General features: G+C 68.7%; 23 protein-coding genes and 3 pseudogenes. 9 read left to right on the plus strand and 17 right to left on the minus strand.

All coding sequences use genetic code 11. From position 1 onward, the window contains the following. From AB0M29_RS37935 to AB0M29_RS37945, 3 genes and pseudogenes are all read right to left on the minus strand, one after another. Positions 1 to 484: pseudogene (locus AB0M29_RS37935) on the minus strand (hypothetical protein); the annotation flags it as partial. A gap of 452 nt (positions 485 to 936) precedes the next feature. After that, positions 937 to 2,424 carry a GDSL-type esterase/lipase family protein gene (locus AB0M29_RS37940; RefSeq protein ID WP_365391363.1) on the minus strand — a complete coding sequence of 496 codons (1,488 nt, stop codon included), beginning with the start codon at positions 2,422 to 2,424 and terminating at the stop codon, positions 937 to 939. 1,150 nt (positions 2,425 to 3,574) lie between these two features. Further along, a complete protein-coding gene (locus AB0M29_RS37945) occupies positions 3,575 to 5,863 on the minus strand; it encodes a LuxR C-terminal-related transcriptional regulator (protein ID WP_365391364.1) in 2,289 nt (762 codons plus the stop codon). Between the two features lie 536 nt (positions 5,864 to 6,399). Here AB0M29_RS37945 and AB0M29_RS37950 point away from each other — a divergent pair. Further along, positions 6,400 to 6,591: a hypothetical protein gene (locus AB0M29_RS37950; RefSeq protein WP_365391365.1), complete on the plus strand. Its 192-nt coding sequence runs from the start codon at positions 6,400 to 6,402 to the stop codon at positions 6,589 to 6,591. A 292-nt stretch (positions 6,592 to 6,883) separates the two neighbouring features. Here AB0M29_RS37950 and AB0M29_RS37955 read toward each other — a convergent pair whose 3' ends face one another. Together AB0M29_RS37955 and AB0M29_RS37960 are read right to left on the minus strand one after the other, a co-directional pair. Beyond that, positions 6,884 to 7,729: a fumarylacetoacetate hydrolase family protein gene (locus AB0M29_RS37955; RefSeq protein ID WP_365391366.1), complete on the minus strand. Its 846-nt coding sequence runs from the start codon at positions 7,727 to 7,729 to the stop codon at positions 6,884 to 6,886. A gap of 24 nt (positions 7,730 to 7,753) precedes the next feature. Next, positions 7,754 to 8,398 (minus strand): MBL fold metallo-hydrolase, encoded by a 645-nt coding sequence (locus AB0M29_RS37960; protein ID WP_365391367.1) that lies wholly within the window; start codon positions 8,396 to 8,398, stop codon positions 7,754 to 7,756. 182 nt (positions 8,399 to 8,580) lie between these two features. On the opposite strand from AB0M29_RS37960, the gene AB0M29_RS37965 reads away from it, so the two are divergent. Continuing rightward, on the plus strand, positions 8,581 to 9,006 hold the full coding sequence (locus AB0M29_RS37965; RefSeq protein WP_365391368.1) for a helix-turn-helix domain-containing protein: 426 nt from the start codon (positions 8,581 to 8,583) through the stop codon (positions 9,004 to 9,006). 262 nt (positions 9,007 to 9,268) lie between these two features. Here AB0M29_RS37965 and AB0M29_RS37970 read toward each other — a convergent pair whose 3' ends face one another. Further along, positions 9,269 to 9,961 carry an SDR family NAD(P)-dependent oxidoreductase gene (locus AB0M29_RS37970; protein WP_365391369.1) on the minus strand — a complete coding sequence of 231 codons (693 nt, stop codon included), beginning with the start codon at positions 9,959 to 9,961 and terminating at the stop codon, positions 9,269 to 9,271. Positions 9,962 to 10,113: 152 nt separating this feature from the next. Continuing rightward, positions 10,114 to 10,947: a helix-turn-helix transcriptional regulator gene (locus AB0M29_RS37975; RefSeq protein ID WP_365391370.1), complete on the minus strand. Its 834-nt coding sequence runs from the start codon at positions 10,945 to 10,947 to the stop codon at positions 10,114 to 10,116. Positions 10,948 to 11,093: 146 nt separating this feature from the next. Between AB0M29_RS37975 and AB0M29_RS37980 the strand changes: the two genes are divergently transcribed. Then, positions 11,094 to 11,417: a putative quinol monooxygenase gene (locus AB0M29_RS37980; protein WP_235458112.1), complete on the plus strand. Its 324-nt coding sequence runs from the start codon at positions 11,094 to 11,096 to the stop codon at positions 11,415 to 11,417. 238 nt (positions 11,418 to 11,655) lie between these two features. Here the strand turns inward: AB0M29_RS37980 and AB0M29_RS37985 are convergent. After that, positions 11,656 to 12,484, minus strand: a pseudogene (locus tag AB0M29_RS37985) (transposase family protein). Positions 12,485 to 12,988: 504 nt separating this feature from the next. Here AB0M29_RS37985 and AB0M29_RS37990 point away from each other — a divergent pair. Next, on the plus strand, positions 12,989 to 13,153 hold the full coding sequence (locus tag AB0M29_RS37990; RefSeq protein ID WP_365391371.1) for a hypothetical protein: 165 nt from the start codon (positions 12,989 to 12,991) through the stop codon (positions 13,151 to 13,153). Positions 13,154 to 13,411: 258 nt separating this feature from the next. Here AB0M29_RS37990 and AB0M29_RS37995 read toward each other — a convergent pair whose 3' ends face one another. From AB0M29_RS37995 to AB0M29_RS38010, 4 genes and pseudogenes are all read right to left on the minus strand, one after another. Next, the gene (locus tag AB0M29_RS37995; protein ID WP_365391372.1) at positions 13,412 to 13,849 is read right to left on the minus strand and encodes a hypothetical protein; all 438 of its coding nucleotides are present in this window, start codon (positions 13,847 to 13,849) and stop codon (positions 13,412 to 13,414) included. After that, on the minus strand, positions 13,828 to 14,436 hold the full coding sequence (locus AB0M29_RS38000; RefSeq protein ID WP_365391373.1) for a hypothetical protein: 609 nt from the start codon (positions 14,434 to 14,436) through the stop codon (positions 13,828 to 13,830). The genes AB0M29_RS37995 and AB0M29_RS38000 overlap by 22 nt, the downstream gene beginning before the upstream one ends. Beyond that, positions 14,340 to 15,494 (minus strand): hypothetical protein, encoded by a 1,155-nt coding sequence (locus tag AB0M29_RS38005; RefSeq protein WP_365391374.1) that lies wholly within the window; start codon positions 15,492 to 15,494, stop codon positions 14,340 to 14,342. Before AB0M29_RS38005 ends, AB0M29_RS38000 begins: the two co-directional genes overlap by 97 nt. Positions 15,495 to 15,785: 291 nt before the next feature. Next, a pseudogene (locus AB0M29_RS38010) lies at positions 15,786 to 15,935 on the minus strand (IS5/IS1182 family transposase); the annotation flags it as partial. Between the two features lie 9 nt (positions 15,936 to 15,944). Here AB0M29_RS38010 and AB0M29_RS38015 point away from each other — a divergent pair. Beyond that, the gene (locus AB0M29_RS38015; protein ID WP_365391375.1) at positions 15,945 to 16,442 is read left to right on the plus strand and encodes a hypothetical protein; all 498 of its coding nucleotides are present in this window, start codon (positions 15,945 to 15,947) and stop codon (positions 16,440 to 16,442) included. Between the two features lie 14 nt (positions 16,443 to 16,456). On the opposite strand, the gene AB0M29_RS38020 is transcribed toward AB0M29_RS38015, so the two are convergent. After that, the gene (locus AB0M29_RS38020; protein ID WP_365391376.1) at positions 16,457 to 17,575 is read right to left on the minus strand and encodes an acyl-CoA desaturase; all 1,119 of its coding nucleotides are present in this window, start codon (positions 17,573 to 17,575) and stop codon (positions 16,457 to 16,459) included. A 7-nt stretch (positions 17,576 to 17,582) separates the two neighbouring features. Next, positions 17,583 to 18,638 (minus strand): ferredoxin reductase, encoded by a 1,056-nt coding sequence (locus tag AB0M29_RS38025; protein ID WP_365391377.1) that lies wholly within the window; start codon positions 18,636 to 18,638, stop codon positions 17,583 to 17,585. A gap of 86 nt (positions 18,639 to 18,724) precedes the next feature. On the opposite strand from AB0M29_RS38025, the gene AB0M29_RS38030 reads away from it, so the two are divergent. After that, on the plus strand, positions 18,725 to 19,864 hold the full coding sequence (locus tag AB0M29_RS38030; protein ID WP_365391378.1) for a helix-turn-helix domain-containing protein: 1,140 nt from the start codon (positions 18,725 to 18,727) through the stop codon (positions 19,862 to 19,864). A gap of 549 nt (positions 19,865 to 20,413) precedes the next feature. Next, positions 20,414 to 20,752, plus strand: coding sequence for a thioredoxin family protein (locus tag AB0M29_RS38035; RefSeq protein WP_365391379.1), 339 nt, complete (start codon positions 20,414 to 20,416; stop codon positions 20,750 to 20,752). Positions 20,753 to 21,343: 591 nt separating this feature from the next. Here AB0M29_RS38035 and AB0M29_RS38040 read toward each other — a convergent pair. Further along, complete coding sequence (locus tag AB0M29_RS38040) at positions 21,344 to 21,796, minus strand: hypothetical protein (RefSeq protein WP_365391380.1); 453 nt, start codon at positions 21,794 to 21,796, stop codon at positions 21,344 to 21,346. A 276-nt stretch (positions 21,797 to 22,072) separates the two neighbouring features. On the opposite strand from AB0M29_RS38040, the gene AB0M29_RS38045 reads away from it, so the two are divergent. Then, a complete protein-coding gene (locus AB0M29_RS38045; protein WP_365391381.1) occupies positions 22,073 to 22,600 on the plus strand; it encodes a hypothetical protein in 528 nt (175 codons plus the stop codon). Between the two features lie 423 nt (positions 22,601 to 23,023). On the opposite strand, the gene AB0M29_RS38050 is transcribed toward AB0M29_RS38045, so the two are convergent. Together AB0M29_RS38050 and AB0M29_RS38055 are read right to left on the minus strand one after the other, a co-directional pair. After that, entirely contained in the window at positions 23,024 to 23,275 is a 252-nt protein-coding gene (locus AB0M29_RS38050; RefSeq protein ID WP_365391405.1) for a hypothetical protein, read from the minus strand. Beyond that, positions 23,160 to 23,420, minus strand: coding sequence for an ATP-binding cassette domain-containing protein (locus AB0M29_RS38055; protein ID WP_365391382.1), 261 nt, complete (start codon positions 23,418 to 23,420; stop codon positions 23,160 to 23,162). The genes AB0M29_RS38050 and AB0M29_RS38055 overlap by 116 nt, the downstream gene beginning before the upstream one ends. 178 nt (positions 23,421 to 23,598) lie before the next feature. Between AB0M29_RS38055 and AB0M29_RS38060 the strand changes: the two genes are divergently transcribed. Next, the gene (locus AB0M29_RS38060; RefSeq protein WP_365391383.1) at positions 23,599 to 24,735 is read left to right on the plus strand and encodes a hypothetical protein; all 1,137 of its coding nucleotides are present in this window, start codon (positions 23,599 to 23,601) and stop codon (positions 24,733 to 24,735) included. Positions 24,736 to 24,863: the final 128 nt, after the last annotated feature.

Genomic DNA, 24,863 nt, shown 5'->3' on the forward strand with positions numbered 1-24,863 from the left:
TACGTACCAGTTGGTGGGCGGCGTGGATCGCGAGCTGGGTTTTGCCGACCCCGGCCATGCCCTCGACCGCGGAGATCACGACCGTGTTCGCACCGCTGCGGTCGTGATGCTGCGTCGCGGTGGCGATCAGGCGCGCGAGTTCCACACGGCGCCCGGTGAACGTCGCCAGATCCGTGGGTAGTTGACCGAAGACCCCGACGGGGCCGCCGGTCCTGGCCAGCCCGTGGACCCTGATGCACTCCGTGCGCCACAGATCGACCGCGTGTTCGTCTGCCCCCAGCGCCCGGACGATTCCCACGACCAGGTCCAGGTCCAGGCGACTGCGTCCGGTCTTGAAAGCGTCCACGACCGTGGAAGTCGAGACAACCCGTGCCGTCCGCATCAGCGGTCCGACTCTTTTGGCAAGCATTCGGTACGACGGCATCCCCGCCCAGGCCCGTAACTCACCCAGCAATAGGACGAACTCCGCCAGATCCGCCGCCATGCTCGGATCCGGCATAGTGCCCCGCTGCCCACCCACCACGCTCACCCCCACCGGAACCGTGCTCCTGACAAGAAGAGTCTATGAACCGGCTGTACGGATTCGTACAGGAGGCCTGTCTCCACTCCAGCCTCCCGGACAACCAGGAGCTGCCGCTTCAGGCAAGGTCGGCCCAAGCGGCAGCACGAAGCGCTAAAGGAACAAAGTGCTGCTCCGGCGAGGGGCGTCTACAAGCCCCACTCCGAGGAGCGTCGTCGTCGCCTTCACGAAAGTGCACGGTGAGGCGCGGCTGAGCCATTCCGGAACGTCCAACGGGCCCACCGCGGACTGCAAAACACCTCTCCCCACTGGGGCACCGAGTCCCCTGAGCGGTGGCGGAGAAATCTGAACACCTGGTGCCGCAGCGAGAGTGCTGCGGCGCCAGGTGTTCGCCACGACCCGAGGGCCAGAACAGGCTAGAACTCCATGGACCCGAAGTCTGAGAAGCCGCCGCCACCCATGTCCCCCGAGAACCCAGGATCGCTGAAGCCGGGATCGCTGAATCCCGGGTCGGGCGCGTAGACGGGGTCAGGAGCGACGGGGTCAAAGATCGGGTCCGGCGTGTAGATCGGGTCCGGCGCGAAAACCGGGTCCGGCGTGTAAATCGGGTCCGGCGCGAAGACCGGATCCGGAACAACCGGTGTGGGATCCACCGGCGCTGGGTCGACCGGCGTGGGGTCCACGGGAGCGGGGTCCACGGGAGCGGGGTCCACCGGCGCGGGGTCCACCGGCGTGGGGTCCACGGGCGCTGGGTCGACCGGCGTGGGGTCCACGGGAGCGGGGTCCACGGGAGCGGGGTCCACCGGCGTGGGATCCACGGGAGCGGGGTCCACCGGCGTGGGGGCCACCGGCGCGGGATCGCTCGGGAGGGGGGTGTCGGCTACGGGGGGATCGAATTGGGTCGGGAGCGGGTCCGGGTCGGGAGCGGGTGGGCCGACAAGGCCCTGAACGGCCAGCTCGTCGATGACGGCGTGGTTCACCGTCGGGGTCAACGCGTTGGCGATGAGCGCCTGTCCGACATCGTTCGGGTGGTACGAGCCCTGCATGTTGAGGAAGTCGATGCCGTTGAGCCCTTCCTGTGCCGAGAAGAGCTCGTGCCCGGCCAGCGCCTGGGTCACATCGGCGTACGTGAAGTGGGCACCGGTCTGGTCGGCTGCCATCTGGGTCGCCTGCTGGTTCAGTTGGCTGATGGTGCTGCCGAACTGGTTGACCATCTGCGCCTCGCGGTCGCTGATCACCATCTCGCTCAACGGCGAAGCGGACCCGCTCGGTACGGTGTCCGGCAGGACCTTCGGGTAGCCCAGCGTGACGATCGTGGCGTTGGGGGCGGCCCGGGAAGCGATGTCCTTGTATACGGCGACCTGCTGGTCGAGGTAGGTGCCGTCCTGAAGCGGCGCCATGAAGCCGGGGAATTTCTGCTCCGTCGTCGACTCGCGCGAGGTGACCACGGTCTCGGCCAGCCCGCTGAAGTGCGCGTCGTTCCCGCCGATGCCGACAACGACGATGTCGGCGCCGTTGACCGCGTCGATCTGCGGCGAGTGCTCGAACTCCGTGCCCGGTCGTACCGTCTGGTAGAGCGAGTCGCGGGTCGCTCCGGAGATCGGAACGAACGTCACGTCGAACGTCACATTGGGGTTGTCCTGCTGGATCTTGTCGATGGCCCGCAGCGCCGGGGCGGATGCGGACTGGTGAGCAGGATCGATGGCATTCAGCACGGATCCTTCCGGACCGGTCACCTGCACGGTGCGGTAGGTCCCGGCCGAGGCGCCCTCCCCGCTGGTGTACGAGTCGCCGATCACCGTGATCTTGAGGTGCCCCTGTCCGGCGTTGCCGTCGGCGTGGGCGGTGCCGGCCATCGCCCCGAGCAGGGCGGATACTCCCAGCGTCTGGGTCCCGAGGATCACTGCCCGCCGTACCAACGGACTTCGCCGTGGCGCTCGGGCGTGGCGTGCGTGACGGTTGGTCACAGGTTGGGCCTTTCTTCGTGAGGGTTGATCGGGCGGGTCCCCGCTGCACGCTCAGGAACCGGCGCGGCGAAATCCCGCCGCACAGCGGGAACGCCGTACCTTCGGTGCGCGCGATCGGTGACTGGACCCCAGGGGGAGGCCGGCACCGAGGCCGCTGCACCCGTTGGCGTTGGACCTGGTGCTGCCGCAGCCGGGCGGGAGGGGTGAACCTGCGCAGGTCCAGATGCCAGCACGGGCCGGGTTTCTGGAACCAGGCGCCCGTGCCCTTGCACTGTTCACCTGGCACCACTCCTGTGAGCATGCTCAGTTGATATTTCCTGGCGGCCAAGACATATCAAGGCAGTGGAACGACTTTCCCTGCTCGGCTTCGATGGGTAAGACGTGAAGCCCCTGTGGAGCCCCCGTCGGATCAGCCTCACAGCAAGGCGTTTTTGGCGCATCGGTAGAACTACCTAATCGCCTGATCAGATGAGCGCGGTGAGTGATCCAAGGGCCCGGAGTGTTCCGGGATGTGTTGTTTGGTCAAGGAATTACGTGGAGGGCGAGCGTGGGTCGCGGGTCGGATGTGGACCCGGCGTAGGACGGTGTCGGCCCGGCCAGTCACGTGAAGAGCCGCGCGGGCGACGCTGCTGGGGCCCAGACCCTGAAGTGGCGCGCGCGTGAGGTGATCCGGAAGCCACTGACTTTCTGTTGCGGATCGCCGAATGCTGGGGCGAGTTGGTGCAGCGATATCCCCGCGAGACAGACATACGTCTCAACTCGCAGGAGTGGTCGGCGAGACGAGGAAATTCGTATGCCGTCACATGCGCTAACGAGCACGTTCCCCCCCGTCGGCCGAGGCGGTCGATGAAGATGACCTCGCATACTTTCAGAGGCGCATTCCGGAAAAGTCCGCCGCGCATTGTCTCGACCGGAAGGGAGCCGCGGGCGAGAGCTGGCTGGCGTGGCGACTTCGGACCTTCGGTACCCGCCCGCGAGCCGTACCCGCGTGACGCGGTTCGCCGCGCGTACCCCTGGAACAGGGCTCCGCACTCTGGCCATGCTGTCGGTTGGCCGGTCGCTCGCGGCTGAAGTGGCAGGACGGCCGTCAGCGGTTCCGGGAGATGCGCTGGCCGGTGCTGGTCGGCCCACCGCTCTTCAGTACGGAGCGGGTGAGTCCCGCTCGGTTGGGCACGCCGAGCTTGCGATAGATCCGGCCCAGATGCGCGTCGACCGTCCGCACGCTCAGAAACAGCGCGGCGGCGATTTCACGGTTGGTCATGCCCGTGCTCGTGAGGTCGGCTATCTCCCGTTCCCGTGCGCTGAGCGTGGCCAGCCCGTCGTTGACGCGCTCCCATCCCATGGTGGCGGTGAGCCGGCTGCGCTCGAAGGCGACCTCGCCGGTCAGGCGCGCCGAACCACACGCGTCGGCCAGGTGCGCGGCGTGGCCCAGCCAGCTGTCCACGTCGCGGGTTCGCCCCGCGTCCAGCGACAGTGCCGCCACGTCGAGCAGGGTGCGGCACGTCTCGATGCGCTTGCCACTCGCGGAGAAGTCCTTGATCGCCTGCTGTGCGCTCTGCACGGCCCGCTCGGCTTCCCCGTGCAGGAGGTGGGCTCGCATACGCGCGCGCAGGGCGAAGCCCCGTCGGCCGTGCGAGGGGAGCTGCTCCACGCAGTCCTCGGCGAGTGTGGCCGATTGTTCGACCAACTGCTCGTCGCCGCTCATCAGCGCCACCTGCGCCACAGTGTCGCACCAGCGTGGCTTGCGCCATGTCGTGAGCAGGGGCAGATCGGTTCCGCCCACGGCGTCCAGCAGGAGCCATCTGCTGTGTGCCGGGTCGCCGGTGAGAAGCACGATCTCGGCGTGGAAGCAGCGGACCGTGATGGCCCAGGCGGTCGGGGGGCCGCTGGCGATGTCCGCGGCACGCTCCGCCAGCGTGAGCACTTCGCTCACATCGCCCTGGCTGCCCTGCCACAGCAGTACGCTGGCTCGCAGCGCCATCGTGATGGCCCGTGTGGCTGGGCTGCCGGCGCGCTCGGCGTGGTGGCCGGCCTCATCGAGGGTCACCAGCGCGCGGTGCAGGTGTCCCGAACTCAGCTGCACGTTGGCCAACGCCTTCAGGATCGTGGCCAGGATGTAGGTCTGCCCACTGCCCCGTGACAGTACGGCGCCGCGAGTGAGGTGGCGCTCGGCGTCGGTCAGACGGTCGAGTGTCGCTTCGGTGAGCCCCAACTGGTAGACGGACTGGAGATTTGTCAGGACAGTGGCGTCGGTTGCCGCATCGACGAGTTCGGCTGCCCTCGTTGCCATGGTTTCCATTGCTTGGCCGGCTGTGAACAGGTTGGCGAGAGATGCCTGCGCGAGTGCGTTGGCTTCGCCGGCGCTGTCACCGTGCCCGCGTGCGATCGTCGCGGCCATGTCGGCGTGCTGCCGGGCCTCCTCGTAGCGCTGCTGGTCGAGGGCGGCGTCTGCCAGCTCGGTGTGCAAGGCGGCGGCCACCGCGGTGTCGTGGTCGGGCAGTGCCGCGAGCCCGGACCTTGCGATGGCGGCAGCTTCGGCGTACCGGCCCAGCACTCGTTCGATCCTGCTCGCATCAGCGACCGCGGACGGGTCGAGGAGTGGTTGGCCCGGTCGCAGCGCTTGGAGCAGCGCCCGGCTTTCGAAGACGTTCCCGGTCAGCAGGCGTGCGCGAGCGAGCAGAACCTGTGCTTCGTGCCAGTGGGCGTGCCCCGGATGCAGCAGCGACAAAGCCGCCTCCAGGTAGTCGGCCGCGACGACGGGAACGGAGTGCAGGGTGTCGCGAGCGGCGGCGATCAGCGTGGTGACGTGGTCCGGGCGGTTCGGGTCGGCGGCCCTCGCGACGTGGTGGGCGCGTTGCGTGATAGGGGCTGCCCGCTGGGCCAGTACGGCCTCGGCACGCAGGTGTACGGCGGCCCGCTGGTTGGGTTCGAGCTGCTCATAGACGACCTCGGCCACCCTCGGACGGCGCAGCGCGAACTGCCGCGCGGGACCGGTCGGCCGAACGAGGTCGACGCGCACGAGCGCGTCCAACGCGGTCACGGTTTCGGGCACCTTGAGGCCCGCGACCGCGGCGACCAGCTCTGGATGGAACTGCTCGCCGAGAACGGCGGCCGTCCGGACCACGCTCAGAGCGGTGGGGTCCAGTCCAGCCAGCTCGCCCAGGATCGCCGCGTCGATGTCGGCGCTCGCCTCGCCGCGAGCCGCCGCTGCCCTGACGTGCTGCGGGGCGCCCCTCCCCGCGAAGAGCGCGGGCGGAGGCTGTGGCGCCCCGTATGCCGCTTCGCTCCCGTGGATCCCGCCGTCCCGGTCTTCGCTGTGCAGGAGTGCTTCCCCCGGTGCCGGACTGTCCGGGCGTCCGAGGACCTGCTCTGGCAAGGCCGCCGGCCCCTCTTCGAACTCGGGATCTAAGCCCATACACGTCGCCTAAGGTCGAGTCGGATCAATGGACGGCACTCTATTGGGGGGCGGACAGCCACACTCTTCGACCAGGTGAAGCCGCCGTCCGCGGTCAAATGGTAGAAGCTGCCGCCAAGGCGGGTTGCCTGGGGCCGGGCGCGTGCGAACTTCAGTCGGCGGCGCAACTGCGGCACTGCCCTACGCCCCTCCTCCCGCGGCATCACGTCACTCCAGCCGTCCTCGGCCCGGCGTGCTACGGGTCCGCGCGGCACACAACGTCTTTCGCCGCCCCTGTGCGGACTACCTGCTCCAGCAGGGTGTCTACGGTGACGCCGCCCGGGTGCTTTGCGCGAGCTGGCTGTGTCCCGCCGAGGACGCGGGCATAACGCTGGAAGCCGGAACGTTCGAGAACTTCTTCACGTGTTGGCACAGCTATCCACTTGGCCATTCGCAGACACGGGCCAGCCACGGTCATGTCCCGGTTGAGGTCCCGCAGCCGGTCAATGAGTCCGGCGGTGACACAGGCCAACCTGGCCTCCACGATCTGCCGTAGGGGCGGCTACACCACAGGCATCCGCCCGCCGACGTCGGTGACGGGCAGGGAGAAGGCCGCCAACGCCACGTCCTACGGGTACACCGGCTCAATGAATCAGAAGGCCATCGTCACCGACTGGACCACCGCACTCGCCTCACTCGGCCTCGGATAGGCAAGCAGAGGCGGGCTGGGCAACTCCACCGCGAGAGCGTCCGGTTCGCCCCGGCAAGCGGTGATCCACTGCCGCTCTTGCGTCCCCCGCGCCCGCCCGCGTTCTCGCGGAGTGCCGAACTGCCGACGGATCGAAGGCGGGGGACGGTCGTGGGCGCAGCCGACCCGGGCATCCCGCGGGAGCCTGAACCGGCCCGATGACCTACCCCATGTGCATCGCCGCCGACCGGCACGAGTATTCAACTTGCCATGCACATCAGACCCGTGACCTGCAGCTTCACAATGCACAGCGCTCATTGATCTGTCTCTTCCCGCCAGATGGGGCGTGTGTCCGGCAGGGGGTCTGTGGCAGTGGGATTGATTGCGGCCCCTATGCCTTCGATGGTGGTGACCAGGTGCTGGCCCGGGGTGAGGGATGTGGCCGCGTGGGCTGTCTTGCCGGGGGTGCCGGTGAGGATGACGTCGCCGGGCTCGAGAGTGAGGAAGGTGCTGCAGTAGGCGAGTAGCTCCGCAGGTGTGAACAGCAGGTCGCTGGTGGAGCCGTGTTGCCATTCGACGCCGTCGACGGTGAAGGTGACGGTGAGGTCGCGGGCGTTGTCGAGTTCGTCAGGGGTGACCAGCATGGGTCCCAGAGGTGTGGAGCGATCGAAGACTTTGCCCTGGAGCGCTTGTGTGGTGCGGTGTTGCCAGTCGCGCAGCGACAGGTCGTTGGCGACGCAGTAGCCCGCGATGGCATGGTTCGCATCCTCCACGTCGGCGCGGCGGAGGCGCTGCCCGACGATGACGGCCAGTTCCGCTTCTCCCTCGATGTGGTCGCTGATGCAAGGCAGCGCGATCGTGTCGCGGGGTCCGGTCAGCGTGGACGGGAACTTGGCGAAGAATGTCGGGTACGTGGGAGTGGGGCATCTCAGTTCCTCGATGTGGCTCCGGTAGTTCAGGCCGACGCACAGAATGTGTGCGGGAGCCGGTGAGACGCGGGCGTAGTGGGCGGTGCGGGCATCCACTTCGCCGGTGTCCGTCAAGCGGTCGCGGCGCACGTAGGCGTCTACGGCGTCGCCGGCGTTGACCAGGACGGCGCGGTCGCCCTCGATACGGGCCGCGGTGAGGGTGTTGCCGATGCGGATGGTCGCGAAACGCATGCCCGCTCCCTGGGGTCTTCGGTCCTACAGTTGGACGGTGGTACCGGGCTCGAGGCGGTCGATCGGGGTGCCGGTCAGGCCCTTCTCGCCGAGGAGATTGGCGGTGGAGTGCTGGCCGAGGTCGCTGAGCATGAGTTCGTGGATCTGGATGATGCGCTCGGGCTTGACCGTGCGGACGTAGTCGGCGGCTTCACCGAGCTTTGTCCACGGTCCGCTGGTCGGCAGCAAGAGGGTGCGTACGGGAGCGTCGGGCGCGAAGTAGGCGTCACCGGGGTGGTAGACGGCTCCGTCATCGAGGAGGTAGCCGACATTGTCGGGGCACGGGATGTCGGCGTGGACCAGCGCGTGGCGGTGGCCGTGGACGGTGACGATGAGAGAACCGACGCTGAAGCTGTCGCCCGCGGCGACGGCGTGAACGCGGTCACCGTGGCTACCGAGGGCGGCCGCGACAGCGGCTGTGCCGTAGACCTGCAGCCCCGGCTGGGCTTCAAGAGCAGCGGCGATGAGGTTCTCGTCGAAGTGGTCGAAGTGGTTGTGGGTGATCAGGACGGCGTGAGCCTTGGCAACGGCTTCTGCTGCATCTGGGGTGAAGGTGCCGGGGTCGATGGCCAGGCGGGTGTCGCCCTTCTCGAGCGTGACGCAGGCATGGGCGTGCTTGGTGAGCTTCACAGGGGGTCCTCTCTGACCGAGAAATATCTACAACTAAACTGTACATCTGCGTTGTAGATAATGCACGCGGGGCCGCTCATGGCCTGGCAAGGGGCGTGACTCCGCCGCCCCTTGCTCGGTTCCTCAAACTACCCACCAAAGGTGCACAGTTTGGTGATACATGTGGGTAGGGTGGTGGGGTCATGGACGACAACCAACTGGCTGAAGAACTCCGCCTGACCATCGGACAGCTCGTACGCGCCGTGCGCACCGCCGACACGATGCCCCCCGGCGAAGCCGCCGTCCTGGGATACCTGGACCGCAGCGGCCCGCTGACCACCGCCGATATCGCACAAATGCGGGGAGTCAGCCATCAGTCAGCGGCCAAGGCGGTCAAAGAACTCCTCGGCCAGGGCCTTGTACGCGCCGAGACTCACCCCAGCGACGGGCGCAAGCTTTTGCTCAGCCTCACATTGGCGGGAAGCACCCGTCTGGCCCAGGAACGCCGAAGGCGCGCCGACTGGCTCGTCACCGCGTTCAACGACGTCCTCAACTCCGAAGAGCGGGAGACGATCGCGGCAGCGCTGCCCCTACTGTCACGCCTGGCCACCGACTTGAACAGCAGGTAGCCCAGGAGCTGTCACACCTGTAAAGGCTGACCGGAAAACGAGCCCCGCTTCCGATACCGCACCGTGCGAGCCGCCCTTCCAGCAGGTCGCACGGTCGGCCGGGAACCGGGACTGCGGCGTCGGCCACCGGGTCCCACAGGGGTTCGAGCAGGCAAGCTGGCAGCGCGGGCACGGCCGTCCTTCGTGATCACTGAGCATAGAGATTTCGAGCATGAGGTACGCGAAGGGCGGCGGGTCGACCGACCCTGAGTTCAGGGCAGGTTCACCACGGGAGGTTCCCGGATCGGTCGATGAACTGTCCCGTCGGCCCGTCCGGGCCGATCGTCGCGAGGGTCACGATGGACTCTGCGCCGTCGGCGACGCTGTGTCCGAGGCCGCCGGTGAAGTCGGTCGCGGTCTGCCCGGGGTCTGCGGCGTTGATCTTCACGTCCTTCAGTTCCTTGGCGTACTGCGTCGTGAGCATCGTGACCGCGGCCTTCGAGGCGCAGTAGAGGGGCAGGGCATACTGCGACTCGATCCGCGCCGGGTCCTGGGTCATGCTGAAGGAGCCCATCCCGCTGGACACGTTGACGATGATGGGGTTCGGCGACTTCCGCAGCAGCGGGAGGAAGGCGTGCGTGACGCGCACGATCCCGACGACGTTCACGTCGAGCACGGCGCTCACGTCGGCCGCGGTGTACTCCTCGACGGGGCCGACCTTGCCGAGGACGCCGGCGTTGTTGACCAGGACGTCGATCGTCCCCTCGTGCGCGGCGACATCCGCGGCCGCGGCCTGGACCGAGGCGTCGTCGGTCACGTCGATCTGAACGCACCGGGCGCCCAGCGACTCGGCCGCGGCCCGACCGCGCTCACGGTGGCGGGCACCAAGGAGGACGGTGTGCCCCGCCTCGACGAGGCGACGAGCGGTTTCAAAACCGAGGGACTTGTTGGCCCCGGTGATGAATGTGGTGGTCATGCTGGCTCCTCCTGGTCAGAACAGCACGGTCGTGCGCTGTTCACGCACTCCATGCTGGGTCCCAGGGAGGGTTGGCGGGAGCTACGGGACTTCCTGGTACCGCGCGTACCACCCAGCAGCCTGGTCCAACGGACGAGGCAGAACGCGGGCCTTCATCCCCGAGGAGACATCCTCTGGACCCCAATGGCCGCAAGGAATTCGAGTTTGCTGCGGGCGTCGGTGCCTGGCTGCGGCGTGTACACCACGAGGCGGAGGTTCGTGTCCTGGGTGTTGAGGATGTCGGAGTTCATGGCGATGTCTCCGACATCCGGGTGCTGGACGAGTTTGTGCGCACTCTGGTGACCGCCCACCGCTCGGCGGCTCCACAACTCGCAGAACCGTGGGCTGAGGTTCAGCCTCGATACCAACGCCGCGAGGTCGGGATCGTCGGGGTACCGGCTCGTCGTCGCGCGCAGGTCGGCGACGAGGGACTCCTCGAACGCCACCCGCTCGGCCGCCGTCTGCCGGACCCGGGGCAGCTCACCCAGGAACTGCCAGACCAGGACGTTGCGATCTCCCACACCGCGGACCGTGGGATCGCCGAACGTGGCCGCGAACAGCGGATTCCAGTGCAGCAACTGCCAGGTGGCGTCGTAGATCGCCAACGGGTTGCTGGCGAGCTGGTCCACGATCCGGTACAGGCTCCCTGGGATCATTCGCGGAACCCGGGCCTGATCCGCTGCGTGACCGGCCATGCGCAAAAGGTGAGCATGCTCATCGTCGGACAGGTGCAGGGCGCGAGCCAGGGCCGAGCAGACCTGCGCCGAGGGCGTCGCCACCCGTCCCTGCTCCAGCCGGACCACGTACTCGACCGAAATGCCGGCCAGCGTCGCCAGCTCCGCGCGTCGCAGACCGGAGACCCGACGGGGTGAGCCGTGTGCGAAGCCCACCGTCGCGGGATCCAGCCGGTCCCGCCACGCCCGCAGCGCGGCACCGAGTTGATCCATGCACACCATCCTCCCGCACCCCCCGCCCCGCTGGGTGGTACGCGCTGTACCACGAAGCCGCGTAGCTCCCGCCGACGCTCCCCGGGGCTCAGTGTCGAGTCGTGAACGGCGCCCAACGATGCTGTTCGGAATCAGGAGAAGCAAGGATGACCACCACGTCGAACCACTACGTCACCGTGCTGTGGGAAGCCCGGGCCAAATCCGGGAAGGAAGCCGCGATGAAGGCGTTCATGACAGCCGCCGTCACCGCATCACGCTACGATGCGGGCAACATCGACTACGAGGCTCACCAGGTCGAGGGACAACCGGGCGCGTTCGTCATCTTCGAGCGCTGGGAGAGCCGCGAGGCCCTCGAAGGCCACCTGCAGGCACCCCGCATGCAGGACCTGGTGCCCCAACTGCTGGAACTGATGGACGGCAGCATCGAGGACGGGATCCGCTTCCTGCAGCCGTTCCGCCCGGCACGGTAGGCCGACCCGGAGCACGGCGGTCGTGATCGTCGTCCTCCGATGCTGAGCGGTTTCGAGCAGCAAGACGGCAGCGCGGGCACGGCCGTCCTTCGTGATCACTGAGCGTAGAGACTCCATGATCAGGTGGATCCGTGCCTGCTCTGCATCCTCCCCCGCACCCGATGCCTATTGCCGGTCGTTCTAACGAGCTGGTGCGTGATAGCGGGTGAGGCGTGCTTCCCCTGGTCGCGGCTGATTCTCAGGTCTCGATAGTGCGGTCGGAGACGAGGCCGGCGATGGCCCGGTAGGTGGCGGGCAGGGTCTCGCGTCGGTGAGTCCAGCGGGTCAGTTGTTTCCAGCGTTTGTGGTCGGCGAGGGCGTGTTCGACGGTGATGCGTTTCGAGGAGTGCAGGTGGCGGGCCCTTTGACGGGCTTCAAGGACCTCCGGCGGGCTGATCTTGTTGCCCTTCCTCGGCGGGGTGACGGCCTGGCCGGGGTGATCGCGACGGAGCCCGAGATAGCCGTCGTCCAGCAGGACTTCGACATCGGGAAAGTGCTGGAAACAGATGGCGATACCTTCGTTGTGGGCGGCGGTTGCATCATGCATCCGCCCAGGCCGCAGAGCATCGGTCCATAAGGTGCGACCGCGGTGGTCGGCGATGACCGTGGCCTTGCTTCTTCTTGCCGGACACGAACACCCGCCGCCCGCCGCGGCCCGCTGGCGGCCGGCGGACCTGGACCTCGGTGGCGTCCAGACGCAACTCGATGCCTTCGGCCTGGGCATAGGCGAAGACATCCGGAAGTGTCCGAAGGCGCAGGCCTGGGCGGTCGGGATAGAGAAGCCCGAGGACAGCATGGGGCAGATCGTGTCGCAGATGAATGAGGGTCGCCGTCAACCGGTCGATGAATACCAGCTGATGTCGAGCGCCCGCACCAGCTGCCCGCCCTCGGGAGCCGCCGCGCGCTGCGTGACGCCGGCCTTCCACAGTGGCCTGCCACTGCTCGGCCAACTCCTCAATCAGAGAGGCCAGATGACGCCGCGAGATCCCGGTGAACCCGCGATGCGAAAGAACTGACCGCTTGACCATGATCGCCACATCCAGATCATGCCACCCAGCAGCAACGACACCTCACCCGCTATCACGCACCAGCTCGTAAGTGAGTTGCCACGGCGCGTCGCGAAGCCGACTGTGCTTCCAGTCCTTTGACAGGGCTGGAAGCACAGTCGGGTGGTGTCTGGCAGTGAAGGTGCCGGGGGAGTCAGCTGCGGTGATCGGAGCCCATGTCAACCCTGGCGATGGGGGTGTGGGTGGAGGGAGCGGGCGGAGGGACATGTACGCGAAGTACGCGGGCGGCTACCGTTCCGCCGCCGCAGCGACTCGAAGGCATCCAGGCAGACGCTGGCGACGTACGCGCCTTCGTCGCTGCAACCAATGACCGGGAGTCTTGGCTGAGCGAGTATTTCTGACGTCCCAGCCGCCTGGTCCCCGTGTGCCCCCTTGACGCACGGGCGCGTCGACAAACAGGCCAGCGCTGGGAGGCGGCCCAGCCGAGGGTGCCAGGTGGGCGCGTTCGGCCGCTCACTGGAAGGCATGTTCCGGGCCCAGCCCTACCGGGAGCTCCGCCTGCCCGTCGTGCCGCCCGGCGCCACCCGCTGCGGCCGCCTGGACACCGTCATCCGCCAGCCCGGCGCGGCCGACATCGTCGTGGAGATCGACTCCGCGCCCAACCGGTCCTCCGCCGCCAAGCTCACCTGAACCAGGCCCGTCCGGGGTCCGCTTCGCGGCTTGGACTGCCGGCGGTGGATCTCGGCGGCGACCGGCGGATATGTCTGCTGGTAGGGCATCAGGGTCAGGTCCCGGACGGTGGCGGGCGCCAACCGGACCGCACACGGTGTCGACCACTCCGACCGCCCGGGCTACGGCCGACCGGCCCAGGCCGTGGACGGCACCGGGCAAGGGCCCACCGGGAACGGTCAGCACGGATGACCCGGTCGGGCACCCACCCGGTTCGGCCTACTTCGGCAGGCCGCGTTGCTTCCGGTTGTAGGTGTTCATGACCAGCACGACGCCGACCATCCAGCCCAGGGCCAGGACCAGGATGAACCCCCAGAAGGCGAGGTTCTCGTCCTGGTTGGCGCCGCTCGCCGCCCAGAGCAGCAGGCCGGAGGGCCCTCCGGCGAGCAGCGGGCCGAGCAGCCACCAGACCAGGTAGGTCCGGGCTATCTCCTTGCCGACGAGCGGGCTCTCCTCGTACACGGTGTACCGGGTGACGGTTCGGCTGCCGTTCCCGATGGCCGTGTACGACGTGCCGCCGATGGTCAGGCGATGGCGACTCAGCGGGATCACCGGCAGGTCGAACAGCACGGCCCACCTGGTTGCGTGGTGACTGCCGTCGCGGTTCCGATAGCCGAACCCGAGATACTTGGTGCCTATCCCGTTCCACGTCGACATGTGCTGTGCCCTCCCGATGCGGTGCGCCGACCGCGAGCCTTGCAGCTGCACGACCGCGAGCCATCCGTGGAACTACTTAGATCACTGCGTCTCCTCACGCAGGCGGGCGGCGAGGGCGGCCAGGGCGACCTGGTGGAGGAGCCGCTGCGATGGAGCCCGCCCGCTGACTGCCTTGCCGGCATGGACCTCCCCGGCCGCGACCCCGAGGACCAGGGCGGTTTCAAAGTCTTGGTGATCAAGTAGATGTGCTGGTCACGAAGTCGTGACGATGGTCGGGCGGCCCGCCGGCCGGAGCGGCTGCCGAGGACGTCGAAGAGGTCGGCCATCGAGCCGGGTGAGACGACCTGCCAGCCGCCGGGGTCCTCCACGTCGACGTCCGCCTCGCCGAACGACAGGTGGAAGCGCTCCAGGCAGGACTGGGCGAAGTCGACCAGCAGCCGCACGTTGCGGTAGCGCAGGCGCATGGGCACCTCGGGGTTCATCCCGATGCTCATGAAGCCGAGGTCGACCGTCTTGACCTTGACGTCGACGCTGTAGTCGACCCGCAGGACGAGCTTGGTGCCAGCGGAGCCGAGCCCGGCGTCCACCGGCCCTGGTCGCCGAGCGCCTCCACCACCAGGCCGAAGTCGAGGTCGCCGGTGCCCGGTCGGCGCGCGAAGCGGCCGGTGACCCGCAGCGGGCGGCCCCCGAGCAGCTGGATCGGGCCCACGAGCGGCGGTCCCGCGGCCTCGTCGAGGGTCCACGTGGTGGTGATCTCGACGGAGGCGGGCAGCGCGGAGGCGAGCGACGTCGCGCCCGGATCGTCCCACACGACAGTGACGTCGAGGGCCGGGCGCGACCCCTCGGCCGGCAGGTGCGCCTCGGTGCGTCCGTAGAGGCCGCGGGGCATGCCGAGGTCGAACTCGACGGGGATCGGGCCGCTGCCGATCAGCGGGGTCCCCGCGGGGAGGAAGAGTTCGGCGCCGCGGATCGCGACGCCCTGCCAGTCAGGCTGCGCGGACGGCGACGGCGGGCCGGTGCCGCCGGTCACCGGCGCGGGGGCGTTCACCGGCGAGGAGTCGACGGTCAGGCCGCCGGGCAGATTCAGGCCGAAGCCCTGGCCGCCCAGCAGGAACGCCGCGGGGGCCGTCCCGGCCGTCAGCACACCCGAGCCCAGGGCGTCGAGGGCGACCAGGCCCTGCCGCGCGGGTCGGTCGGTGCCGCCCTCGATCCGGATCCCCAGCGGGTCGGCGCCGTTGAGCGTGAGGGCCACGGCGCCGCCGCCCGCCGCCGCGACGAGCGAGCGCCCGCCGGCGGGCTCGGTGCTCACGGTGGCCGGTACGCAGGCGGCGGGGAGTTTCAGCAGGCCGTTGTCCGGTTTCAGGTCGATCTGGAAGCCGGTGGGCGCCGCTGCCGGGCCGGTCAGGCGCAGGTCGAAGGGGATCGCCGGGCCGAATGGATCGAGCGTCAGGCTGGCGAAGCCGCCGGCGGTGTCGGCGGCGGAGGCCCGTACGGTGCCCGAGACGGGCGCGTCGGCGGGTCCCGCGGGCAGCGGCAGGTCCGTCGCGAGATGGCTGAGGAGACCGCGCAGTTCGGTGGGGAAGACGATCCGCTCGTACGCGCCGGGGAGCAGCGGCCGCAGGAAGTCGAGCAGGGAGGTGGCCATGCGCCCGTCCTTCCGGTGACCGCGCGCGCACCGCACACGGATACAAGGGCAGTGCTCGGACCGGCCGCCGGGGGGCCGGGGGTTCGGGGGCCGTCCCGGGGGTCCCGTGGGACGGGCCGTCAACCGGGCCTGATGCGTGGTCAGGTCCGGCGCCAGCGTAGGAGGGAGGGCGGGACGGAACGCGACGACGCGGCCGGTGGGCGGCGTGTCGGGGGCCGTTCGGCGCAACGGCCGGAGCGCACCGGCAACGTACCGGAAAATGCCGGACCGGACCGTATCGCAACGGACCGGCGTGCCGTCCAGGAGCACGAACGCTTTCCTGGACGCGGCGTGTACGGCATCGGCCAGGGTGGGTGCGAGGGCGGCCAGGAGGTCCACGACCTCGGTGACGCAGCGGCACGCCGTTGTGGTCCCGACGCCGAACCCGACCGCGCTGCGGGATCGCTAGCTGTGGGTGGGCCGGCCGCCGCGGGCACCGGCTTCTACCCGGCGGTCATGGATCTCACCCTCAGCCCCGGCCACAGCTGGGGCCCCGCCTCGGGCGCCGGCGGCATCCCGGACGGCACCGTCGTCTACGCCTTCAGCAAGAAGCCGCTGACCGACGCCACATGGAGCGGAGGCGGCCTGCCCAGCGGCCTCACGGTTTCAGCGGGCACCGAAGGCTGCAAGATCTATGCCGGTGTGCCCGGCATCTTCACCTGCCCCGTGACCGAGGACAACGTCTTCGACGAGCCCACGGTGACGGCGAGCACCACGGCCGCCAACGACACCACCGCATACGTGGGTGTGGCCTACGCTGCCCGCGGTGCAAGCATCACCACAGCGGTCAAAGCCGCCGAGGTGGCCGCCACGACCAACACCGACCCGCAGCAGCAGCAGACCGCGGCCGTGATCAAGGTCAAGACCGCCGCGACCCCGCGGTGCCGCCGGTACGGCCGAAAGAGCTGAACCATTTCCAGGAATCAGGCAGCGACCAGCTCCTGCTCGCGCTCCGGCGTCCTGACCAGGGGCTTCTTGTTCGGCAGGGAGAGCCGGAAGACCTTGTGCCATGCGGAGAAGACCTGCTTGGGCAGCGGCCCGGTGACGTACTCCAGCTCGTACTTCTCGAACAGCGCGCGCACCTTCACCGCGACCTCGGCGTACCGGTTGCTCGGCAGGTCCGGGAACAGGTGGTGCTCGATCTGGTGCGACAGGTTGCCGGTCATGAAGTGCATGGCCTTGCTGCCGCTGATGTTCGCCGAGCCCATCATCTGGCGCAGGTACCACTGGCCGCGCGTCTCGCCCTTGATCGACCGGCGCTCGAAGACCTGTACGCCCTCGGGGAAGTGCCCGCACATGATCACCGAGTGGGACCAGAGGTTGCGGACCAGGTTCGCGGTGAACGTGGCGGCGAGCGTGGGGAGGAACGACGGGCCCGACAGCAGCGGGTGGATCACGTAGTCCTTGAGCACCTGCTTGCGGATCTTGCGGCCCACGGCCCTGGCCCGCGCGCGGAACTCCGGGTTCTTGCGGCGGCCCTTGTGCAGGTTGTTGCCGAGCTCCAGGTCGTACGCTGCGATGCCGTACTCGAAGAAGCAGGCGTTGATGAAGTTCCACAGCGGCTGGCCGAGGTGGAACGGGTGCCACTTCTGGTCCTCGTCGACGCGCATGATGCCGTAGCCGAGGTCGTTGTCCTTGCCGATCACGTTGGTGTACGTGTGGTGCAGCTCGTTGTGCGAGTGCTTCCACTGGTCGGCCGGCGAGACGTGATCCCATTCCCAGGTGGTGGAGTGGATCTTCGGGTCCCGCATCCAGTCCCACTGGCCGTGCAGGATGTTGTGGCCGATCTCCATGTTGTCCATGATCTTCGCCACGGACAGACCGGCGGTGCCGAGCAGCCACGCGGGCGGGAAGATCGAGAACAGCAGTACGCCCCTGCTGGCCAGCTCGAGCTTGCGCTGCGCAGAGATGACCTTGCGGATGTAGGCGGCGTCCTTCTCGCCGCGGCCGGCGATCACCTCGTCACGGATCGCGTCCAGCTCGCGGCCGAGCTCCTCGATCTGCTCCGCGGTCAGGTGGGCGGTGGGGTCGATGGCGGTCAAGGTGCTCCTACCGTTCGAGGTCGCAGGGGCCCGCCGCGGCGGACACGCAGGTCTGGATGAGGACGCCCGGCTCGGCCTCGGTGATCTCGCCGGTGCGCAGGTCGCGGACGGCGCCCGCCTTGAGCGGCGTGACGCAGCCGAAGCAGATGCCCATGCGGCACCCGGAGGGCATGAGCACGCCGGCCTCCTCGCCGATGTCCAGCAACGGCGTGGCGCCGTCCGCGTCGACGGTCTTGCCGGTGGCGCTGAACGTGACCTCGCCGCCGTCGCCGGCGACGACGATGCTGGGGCGGAAGCGTTCGGTGTGCAGGCGCTCTTGTACGCCGTACTCGGTCCAGTGCTTTTCGGCGGCGTCGAGCAGGCCCACGGGCCCGCAAGCCCAGGTCTCGCGCTCGGTCCAGTCGGGCACGAGTTCGTCGAGACGGGCGATGTCGAGCATGCCGTCTGTGTCGGTGTGCAGCTCGGTGAGCCGCAGCTTCTTGTCCGCGACCAGGCCGTGTAGTTCGTTGCGGAAGATCACGTCTTGCGGCTGTGGCGCGCAGTGGACCATGACGACGTCGTCGAACTCGGTGTCGCGCAGCATTCCCATCGCGGGCGTGATGCCGCTGCCGGCCGTCAGGTAGAGCACCTTGGCGGGCTTGGGCTGCGGCAGCACGAAGTCACCGGTCGGCTGGTCGAGCTGGATCAGCGTGCCCGGTTTCGCCCTGCGGACCAGGTGGTTGCTGACCTTGCCGTCCGGGATCGCCTTCACGGTGATCGTGACGCGGCCGTCGTGGCGGTTTGTCGGTGAGGTGATGGAGTAGGCACGCCACAGGCGCACCCCGTCGACGTCGACCCCGATCCGCACGTACTGACCGGCTGTGTGGCCGCGCCATCCCCGTCCCGGCCTGATCACGACGGTCGCGGCATCACTCGTCTCGGGGTGCACGGCCTCGATGCGCCCACGCAGGTCAGCACCCGCACGCAGCGGGCTGACCAGGTCGAGGTAGTCCGACGGCAGCAGCGGCGTCGTGACCATCTCCAGCAGTTTCCACGCCCTGCTGCGCAGGGCTGTACTCGTCATGACTCCAGCTTGCTGCGCCTCAAGGTGTAAAGTCCTGACCGCAGGACGTAAATTTGGTCGGCTGAATTGTTCGTAGGGAACAAAAAGTGAGCCATGCAGTCCGGAGGGCCAGCGAACTGGCCCTCGATGAGACGACGGTCACCGCCATTCGGGCCTCGCTGACGACCACCGCCGACGAGGTCGTCCAGGCGATCATCGACGAGGTCCCTCCCTACGCCAACGCCCTTTCGGGCCGCATGGGCGCCACCATCCGCCGAGCCGTCCGTACCGCCCTGGGGCACTACCTGGACCTCGCGAGCGGGAACGCCACAAGCGGCGACGCCGGTGACGCGGCCTACGAGCTGGGCCGCGGCGAGGTGCGCGACGGCCGTTCGATGGACGCCCTACTCAGCGCCTACCGCGTCGGCGCCCGCGTGGCCTGGCGATGCCTGGCAGCGGGTGCCGTACCCGCAGGTCTGCCCGCCGCCGAGGTCGCCAAGTTCGCCGAGTTGACCTTCGCCTACATCGACGAGCTCTCCGCAGCGAGCGCCGCGGGCCACGCCGACGCATTGGGCGCCCGGGGCCGGGCCCACGAGCGCCACCTGGAACACCTGGCCCGCGACCTCCTCGCCGGCGCGAGCCCGGACGTGCTGCTGGCCTCTGCTCAACGGGCCGGGTGGCAGCCTCCGGTTTCACTGACCGCGGTCCTGCTGCCCGCCGCCCAGGCCCGGCCGGCCTATCGCGTGCTCGACCCGAGCACCCTCGTCCTCGACGATCTGCCGGACGCCACCGGCGTGCTGCTCGTCCCCGATGCAGACCGATCACATCTCTTGCGGCAGCTGACCGACCGCGCCGCCGTGGTCGGCCCAACCCGGCCATGGGCTCGTGCGTCCGCCTCGTACGGACGAGCCCGACGCGCGCGCTCCCTCTCCTCCGATATTCGCAACACCGAGGACCACCTGCCCGAGCTGGTGCTGAGCGCCGACGTGGACGCCTTCGCAGACCTGCGTGCCCGAGCCCTCGCACCGTTGCGGACCTTGCCTGTCGCGACCGCACAGCGGCTGGAGGAGACGTTGCGGGCGTGGCTGCTGCACCAGGGCAGGCGGGACGAGGTGGCGGCGGCGTTGTTCGTCCATCCCCAGACGGTCCGGTACCGGATGTCGCAAGTGCGGGAGCTGTTTCCGGATCTCGCATCGCCACACCGGGTCCTTGAACTGACGCTGGCGATCGGTCTTCGGGTCAGCTGACGCGTACTTCGACCGTCGACGACCGCGTCTGTGAGCGGTCCAGGAATAGTGCCTCGTTCTCGGTGCCATCAGCCGGCTCATGCGGCCCGGGGAAGAGCGGCATTCCCGCTGAGACCGGGGGTTGATGCGAAGACCAGACAAAGCATCGGGAAGCCCGTCGGGGGCGCTGCCTCAGAGCAGCGCCGTGGCGGATACGGCTCGACTGGATCCGGCGGACGATGCGCACCGGTCCGCGTCGACGCTCTCATCGAGCATCTGGTCGGTGATCTGGGCCGCTGTGCCCTGGGAATCAGCTTTCATGTCGTCGTGGAGGGCGCTGTCCCGGCACGAGCTGACCCACGGGCGTGCGGCGCGGGCTGCAGCTGGGCGACCGGCGGGGCGGCCAGGCCGGGTCACCAGGGGTGGGGGTTCGGGCCGCTCGCGCCGTGGTTCTGCGACGGCCCCCTGCCTCCGTTCCGACAGGTCAACCGGACGAGGACCGGGCCGGCCTGGCACACCGCGCGAGGGATGATGGGGATGGAATGACGGAACGCGAAGTCAGGAGCTTCCATGGCGAAGCGGGTTCACCAACCCCGTGAGGACGCGGAGTTCGATTTCATCCTCGGGATGAGCGGAGTCCCGGTCCTCGCATACTTCACCGGGACATGGCCCAAGGCAATCGAGCCCTGCCGGGCGATGGACCTCGTCGTGGGTGCCATCGCCGACGACTACACGGGACGCCTGACGGCCGTCCGAACCGACATCACGCGCTGTCCGTCCGCAACCGAGCGATTCGGGATCACCGAAGCCCCGTCCTACGTCCTGCTGAAGGAGGGAGAGGCGGTGGCGCACGGTACGGGGCCCATGACCATCGCCGAGATACGGAAGTTCCTGGACGGCCACCTCTGAGGGAAGCTTCCCCGTGGACCTGGACACCTGGAGACTTGGACGTGGGGTTCCAGAGGAAGAGCCAGATGAGTAACAAGCAGGGCAAGCGGTACTCGGAGGAGTTCAAGCGGGGAGGTCTGACGCACGATGGGGTGACCTCTTGACCTGCCCCATGGTTCGGGTTCCAGCTGCGGTGGCTAACTGGCGGCGTGGATGGGGTCTTGTGCGGAGGGTGGCCGCCCTCTGGCTCCTCGCCGGCCGGGGTTCCCGGAACAGGCCGACCACGGGCGGCACGGCGGCCGGAGCCGACAGCGCAAAGGTGCGGTCAACGGGATCAGAGAACAGCGGTGCAGTCAAAGGGGGTCCCTCGTGTAGTGGCGTCGGACGTCGTCCGGCACCGGTTGTTGGACGACTCTTTGCATGAGCACGTGGGTGGTGGTTGGCGACACTCGCGGTGGGCATGAGTGTTGATCTTGGTGGGCAGTCTGATCTTGCTTCCTGCGCGACAAGATCCCCATCAGCGAAGGGTCACCGTGGCCTTTCGCTGCACGGTCCTTGGAGTGAGTGGCTTTGTATAGTCGCTGAGCTCCCTGTCCCCCCGCAGAAGGACGGTCAGTAGCTCCAGCTGTAGAGGCCACCACGTGTGCTCACCGCAGACGCCGCGAGCCGGGCAACTCCTTGCAGGACCGCAAGTAGATCATCGTCGGTCATATCGTCCCCATCCTCAGATCGGAGCCTCATGATCCAGCGACCTGCCAGTTCCTCCAACTCGGCGGAGCTGGCGTTGGCCAACGCTCGGGTCAACCGCTGCGGCAAGGCGAAGACCTCAACGCCATCATTCAAGGGAGCAGCGACCCACGCCGGCCACGACCAACCGTAGAGTCGCTCACGCGAGGGGACCTCGGCCGAAGGCTCCTCGAAATATAGGTCCCACTCGGCGATGGCACTGTCTGGCGCAATGAAGCGGCAGGTCACAGACTCAAAGTCCTCACCAGGTCCCTGCAAGCGCGTCGCAGCTGCAGTCTCGTCGTCCGGGGCGAGGAAGAACACTATGTCGTGGGCCATCTCAGCATGATGGCAGCCTGCAGACCTCCTTGATCCCCACATGCACCGCCTCACCCGCGAGCCCCAGTATGGACGGGCCAGGAGCCGTCGCTGAATCCGCGCCCGCAACATCCGCCTCGAACCGGTGCCGGAAGTCGACTCGCTGGCGGAGCTCAACGAGTTGGGACCGGCACGGCGGACGGCGCCGGATCGGGTCCAGGCCGCAGACGATCGCCGAGTACTTCGGTTGCAGCGAGCACTGGGCTTTCATCAGAAGTTGGACCAGAACCCGTTCTCGTGAACAGAGCCAACCGCCTGGAGCAGCACGGGCCCCTGGGCCCAGTGTGGTTCCGCATCGACGGGCACCACCGCGAAGATGGCGCACCGCTACTCCAAGCGCTCGAAGACGTCCGCACCGAAGCCGAGTTCGACCAGCGCCAGAAGCAGCGCCGCCGCGCCGCCGAAGCGGAGGAGCAGCGGCGCGAGGCCGAAGAGAAGCGGCAGCAGGATGAGGGCTGGGCGCGGGAGGAGTGGTTCGAAAAGCGGGAGCGGAGGATGGAGAGGCTCACCGGCCTGTGGGACGAAGCCGGGACCGCAGACTCAGTAGAACCAGACAGCGTCCGGGTAGTCGACGCCGCTCTCGTTCGGCCATGCCTGCAGCCTCAACTGGCAGCCGCCCCCGTTGAAGTTGAGCCATACGTCCGAGCGGCGGTTGCTGTGGTGGGACCGCGGTCCGTATCGGTGTGGTGTCGAGCTGGCTCTGGGTGTCCGGCTGGGAATGCGCCGTACCGGGCTGTGCCAGACGTGGTGGCTGCGGGAGAGTGAGCCGGGGCCGGTACCGGCGCCCTTTGGATGACGTCGCGTCAAGTCGCGCTCGATCACCGCCGCTCCCACCCGGCTCTCCCGTCTCGCGGTCCTCGGCTGACCAGCACGTCTCGACGGAGGAGCCGGGTCGCCCGTGGCCGCGCTGATCGCGGTCCCCGCGACTGGGTAGCCGCGCCCGCCGACGGTGTGTCCAACGCGAAGGGCGGGCCGCCGAGCGCGGTCACGCCGGGTGTGTGGGTGAGGCGTGCGGCGATGCCGGAGGGGTCCGGGTCCGTCGTCGGGACCGTCGCGCCGGGGCCGCCCTTGGCCGCGCGGGTCTTCGCGTGGCGGCAGTGACGGCGAGCAGGAGCACCACGGCCTCGCCCGGACGGCGGCGCAGGTCGCGTGCGATCAGGCGCCAGATCGGCAGCAGGCGTCCCACGGTCACCCCTCCCAGTTCAGCAGCGCGCCGAGCCGGGTGGTGTGGCCGTGGCCGCCGCCGCTGTCCAGGCCGGTGCCGTCGGCCAGCGCCCCGTTTCGTAGGGAGACGACACGGTCCGCGATGGCGGCGACGCGCTCGTCATGGGTGGCCACGACCAGGGTCTGGCCGGTGCCGTGCAGTTCGCCGAAGAGGCGGGGCACGTCGTGTGCCGCGGCGCTGTCGAGGTTGCCGGTGGGCTCGTCCGCCAGGACCACCAGGGGGCTCGTTGACCAGGGCGCGGGCGATGGCGACCCGCTGACCTTGCCCGGCGGAGAGCTCTGAGGGCAGATGCCGGGCCCGGTCGGCGAGCCCGACCCGGTCCAGAAGCACGGCGAGGTGTCCGAGGCGGGGAGGCACCACTGTCCGGAGGCCATCTTCGCGTGTCCGTAGCTCGAGGAATCCCCCAAGAGGCCCCCCGACTCACGTCGTCGCCGTGCGGCGGGCCGAATGGTGCGTTTGTGTGATGACTGACAACTCTCTGTAAACGCGTCGGTGAGGTCTCGGAGAGGCCGGACGACGCCAAGGAGGTATGACACGCATGAGGCTTCACATGGGTTCGCGTCTCGCGGCGGTGGCGATCACCGCGGTGACGGCGCTCCTGGCAGTGGGCCAGACCGCGTCGGCGGCACGGGCCGGCGGCGAGTCGAAACCGTTTCTCGGTCCCCTGCACACCGTGTCCACCGTCGCGTCGACGGTCCCCGCCAACGGCGACCTGAACCCGTACGGAACTGCTCTGGTCGACAAGAGCACCGGTAATCTGCAGCGCGGCAACGTACTTGTCAGCAACTTCAACAACGCCGCCAACGAGCAGGGCACCGGCACCACGCTGGTCCAGGTCAGCCCGAAGGGCCAGGCGACCCTCTTCGCGCAGATCGACCCGAACAACCTGCCGGGGCCGTGCCCCGGCGGTGTGGGGCTGACCACGGCGCTGTCCATCCTGCCGGGCGGCTGGGTGGTGGTGGGCAGCCTGCCCACCACGGACGGCACCTCCGCCACGGCGCAGGCCGGCTGCCTGCTCGTCCTGGACAGCCGCGGCAAGGTCCGTGAGACCTTCAGCGGGCAGGGGATCAACGGCCCCTGGGACATGGCCGCCGAGAGCCGCGGCGACTGCACCGACCTGTTCGTCACGAACGTGCTCAACGGCACGGTCGCAGCGGGCGGGAACGTCGTGCGCAAGGGCACGGTGCTGCGGATCGCTCTGCACACCGACGACAAGCGGCCGCCGACCCGGGTCTCCACGACCGTGATCGGTTCGGGCTTCGCCGAGAAGACCGACCCGGCAGCGCTGGTGATCGGGCCGACGGGCGTCGGCCTGCGGGGCAGCACGCTGTATGTCGCGGACACCGTGGACAACCGCATCACCGCGATCCCCGAAGCGCTGACCCGCCGCACCAGCGCCGGCACCGGCCGGGTGGTCACCGCGGGCCAGAACCTCAACAGCCCGCTCGGGCTCGCGATCGCGCCGAACTCCAACATCCTCACCACCAACGGCGGTGACGGCAACATCGTGGAGACCACCCCGGGTGGCAAGCAGGTGGCGGTGCGCACGCTCGACACCAGTGGCGATCCCGCGGGTGCCGGCGCGCTGTTCGGGCTCGTGGCGACCGCCCACCCCGACCGCGTGTTCTTCGTCGACGACGCCACCAACACGCTCAACCTGCTCAGCCGTCCCTGAACCTGACTGATGCCCACCACGGTGGGCAGGTCGGCGGTGCCCTCGCCGGTAGCGAGGACACCGCCGACATCATGGGCCCAGGCTCCGGCAGGGGCCGGTCATGCGGGCGTGCCTACCGGTTTCCCGGA

This window comes from Streptomyces sp. NPDC051976, assembly GCF_040680795.1.
In the GTDB taxonomy this organism is placed as follows: Bacteria; Actinomycetota; Actinomycetes; order Streptomycetales; family Streptomycetaceae; genus Actinacidiphila.

Excerpts from the sequence above, each read along its gene's own strand:
- AB0M29_RS38040 (WP_365391380.1), bottom strand. The coding sequence starts at position 21,796 with ATGGCCCACGACATAGTGTTCTTCCTCGCCCCGGACGACGAGACTGCA.
- AB0M29_RS38035 (WP_365391379.1), top strand. The coding sequence starts at position 20,414 with ATGGCGAAGCGGGTTCACCAACCCCGTGAGGACGCGGAGTTCGATTTC.
- AB0M29_RS38005 (WP_365391374.1), bottom strand. The coding sequence starts at position 15,494 with ATGGCCACCTCCCTGCTCGACTTCCTGCGGCCGCTGCTCCCCGGCGCG.
- AB0M29_RS38060 (WP_365391383.1), top strand. The coding sequence starts at position 23,599 with ATGAGGCTTCACATGGGTTCGCGTCTCGCGGCGGTGGCGATCACCGCG.
- AB0M29_RS37970 (WP_365391369.1), bottom strand. The coding sequence starts at position 9,961 with ATGACCACCACATTCATCACCGGGGCCAACAAGTCCCTCGGTTTTGAA.
- AB0M29_RS37990 (WP_365391371.1), top strand. The coding sequence starts at position 12,989 with ATGTTCCGGGCCCAGCCCTACCGGGAGCTCCGCCTGCCCGTCGTGCCG.
- AB0M29_RS37955 (WP_365391366.1), bottom strand. The coding sequence starts at position 7,729 with ATGCGTTTCGCGACCATCCGCATCGGCAACACCCTCACCGCGGCCCGT.
- AB0M29_RS37995 (WP_365391372.1), bottom strand. The coding sequence starts at position 13,849 with ATGTCGACGTGGAACGGGATAGGCACCAAGTATCTCGGGTTCGGCTAT.
- AB0M29_RS38025 (WP_365391377.1), bottom strand. The coding sequence starts at position 18,638 with ATGACGAGTACAGCCCTGCGCAGCAGGGCGTGGAAACTGCTGGAGATG.
- AB0M29_RS37975 (WP_365391370.1), bottom strand. The coding sequence starts at position 10,947 with ATGGATCAACTCGGTGCCGCGCTGCGGGCGTGGCGGGACCGGCTGGAT.
- AB0M29_RS37965 (WP_365391368.1), top strand. The coding sequence starts at position 8,581 with ATGGACGACAACCAACTGGCTGAAGAACTCCGCCTGACCATCGGACAG.
- AB0M29_RS37980 (WP_235458112.1), top strand. The coding sequence starts at position 11,094 with ATGACCACCACGTCGAACCACTACGTCACCGTGCTGTGGGAAGCCCGG.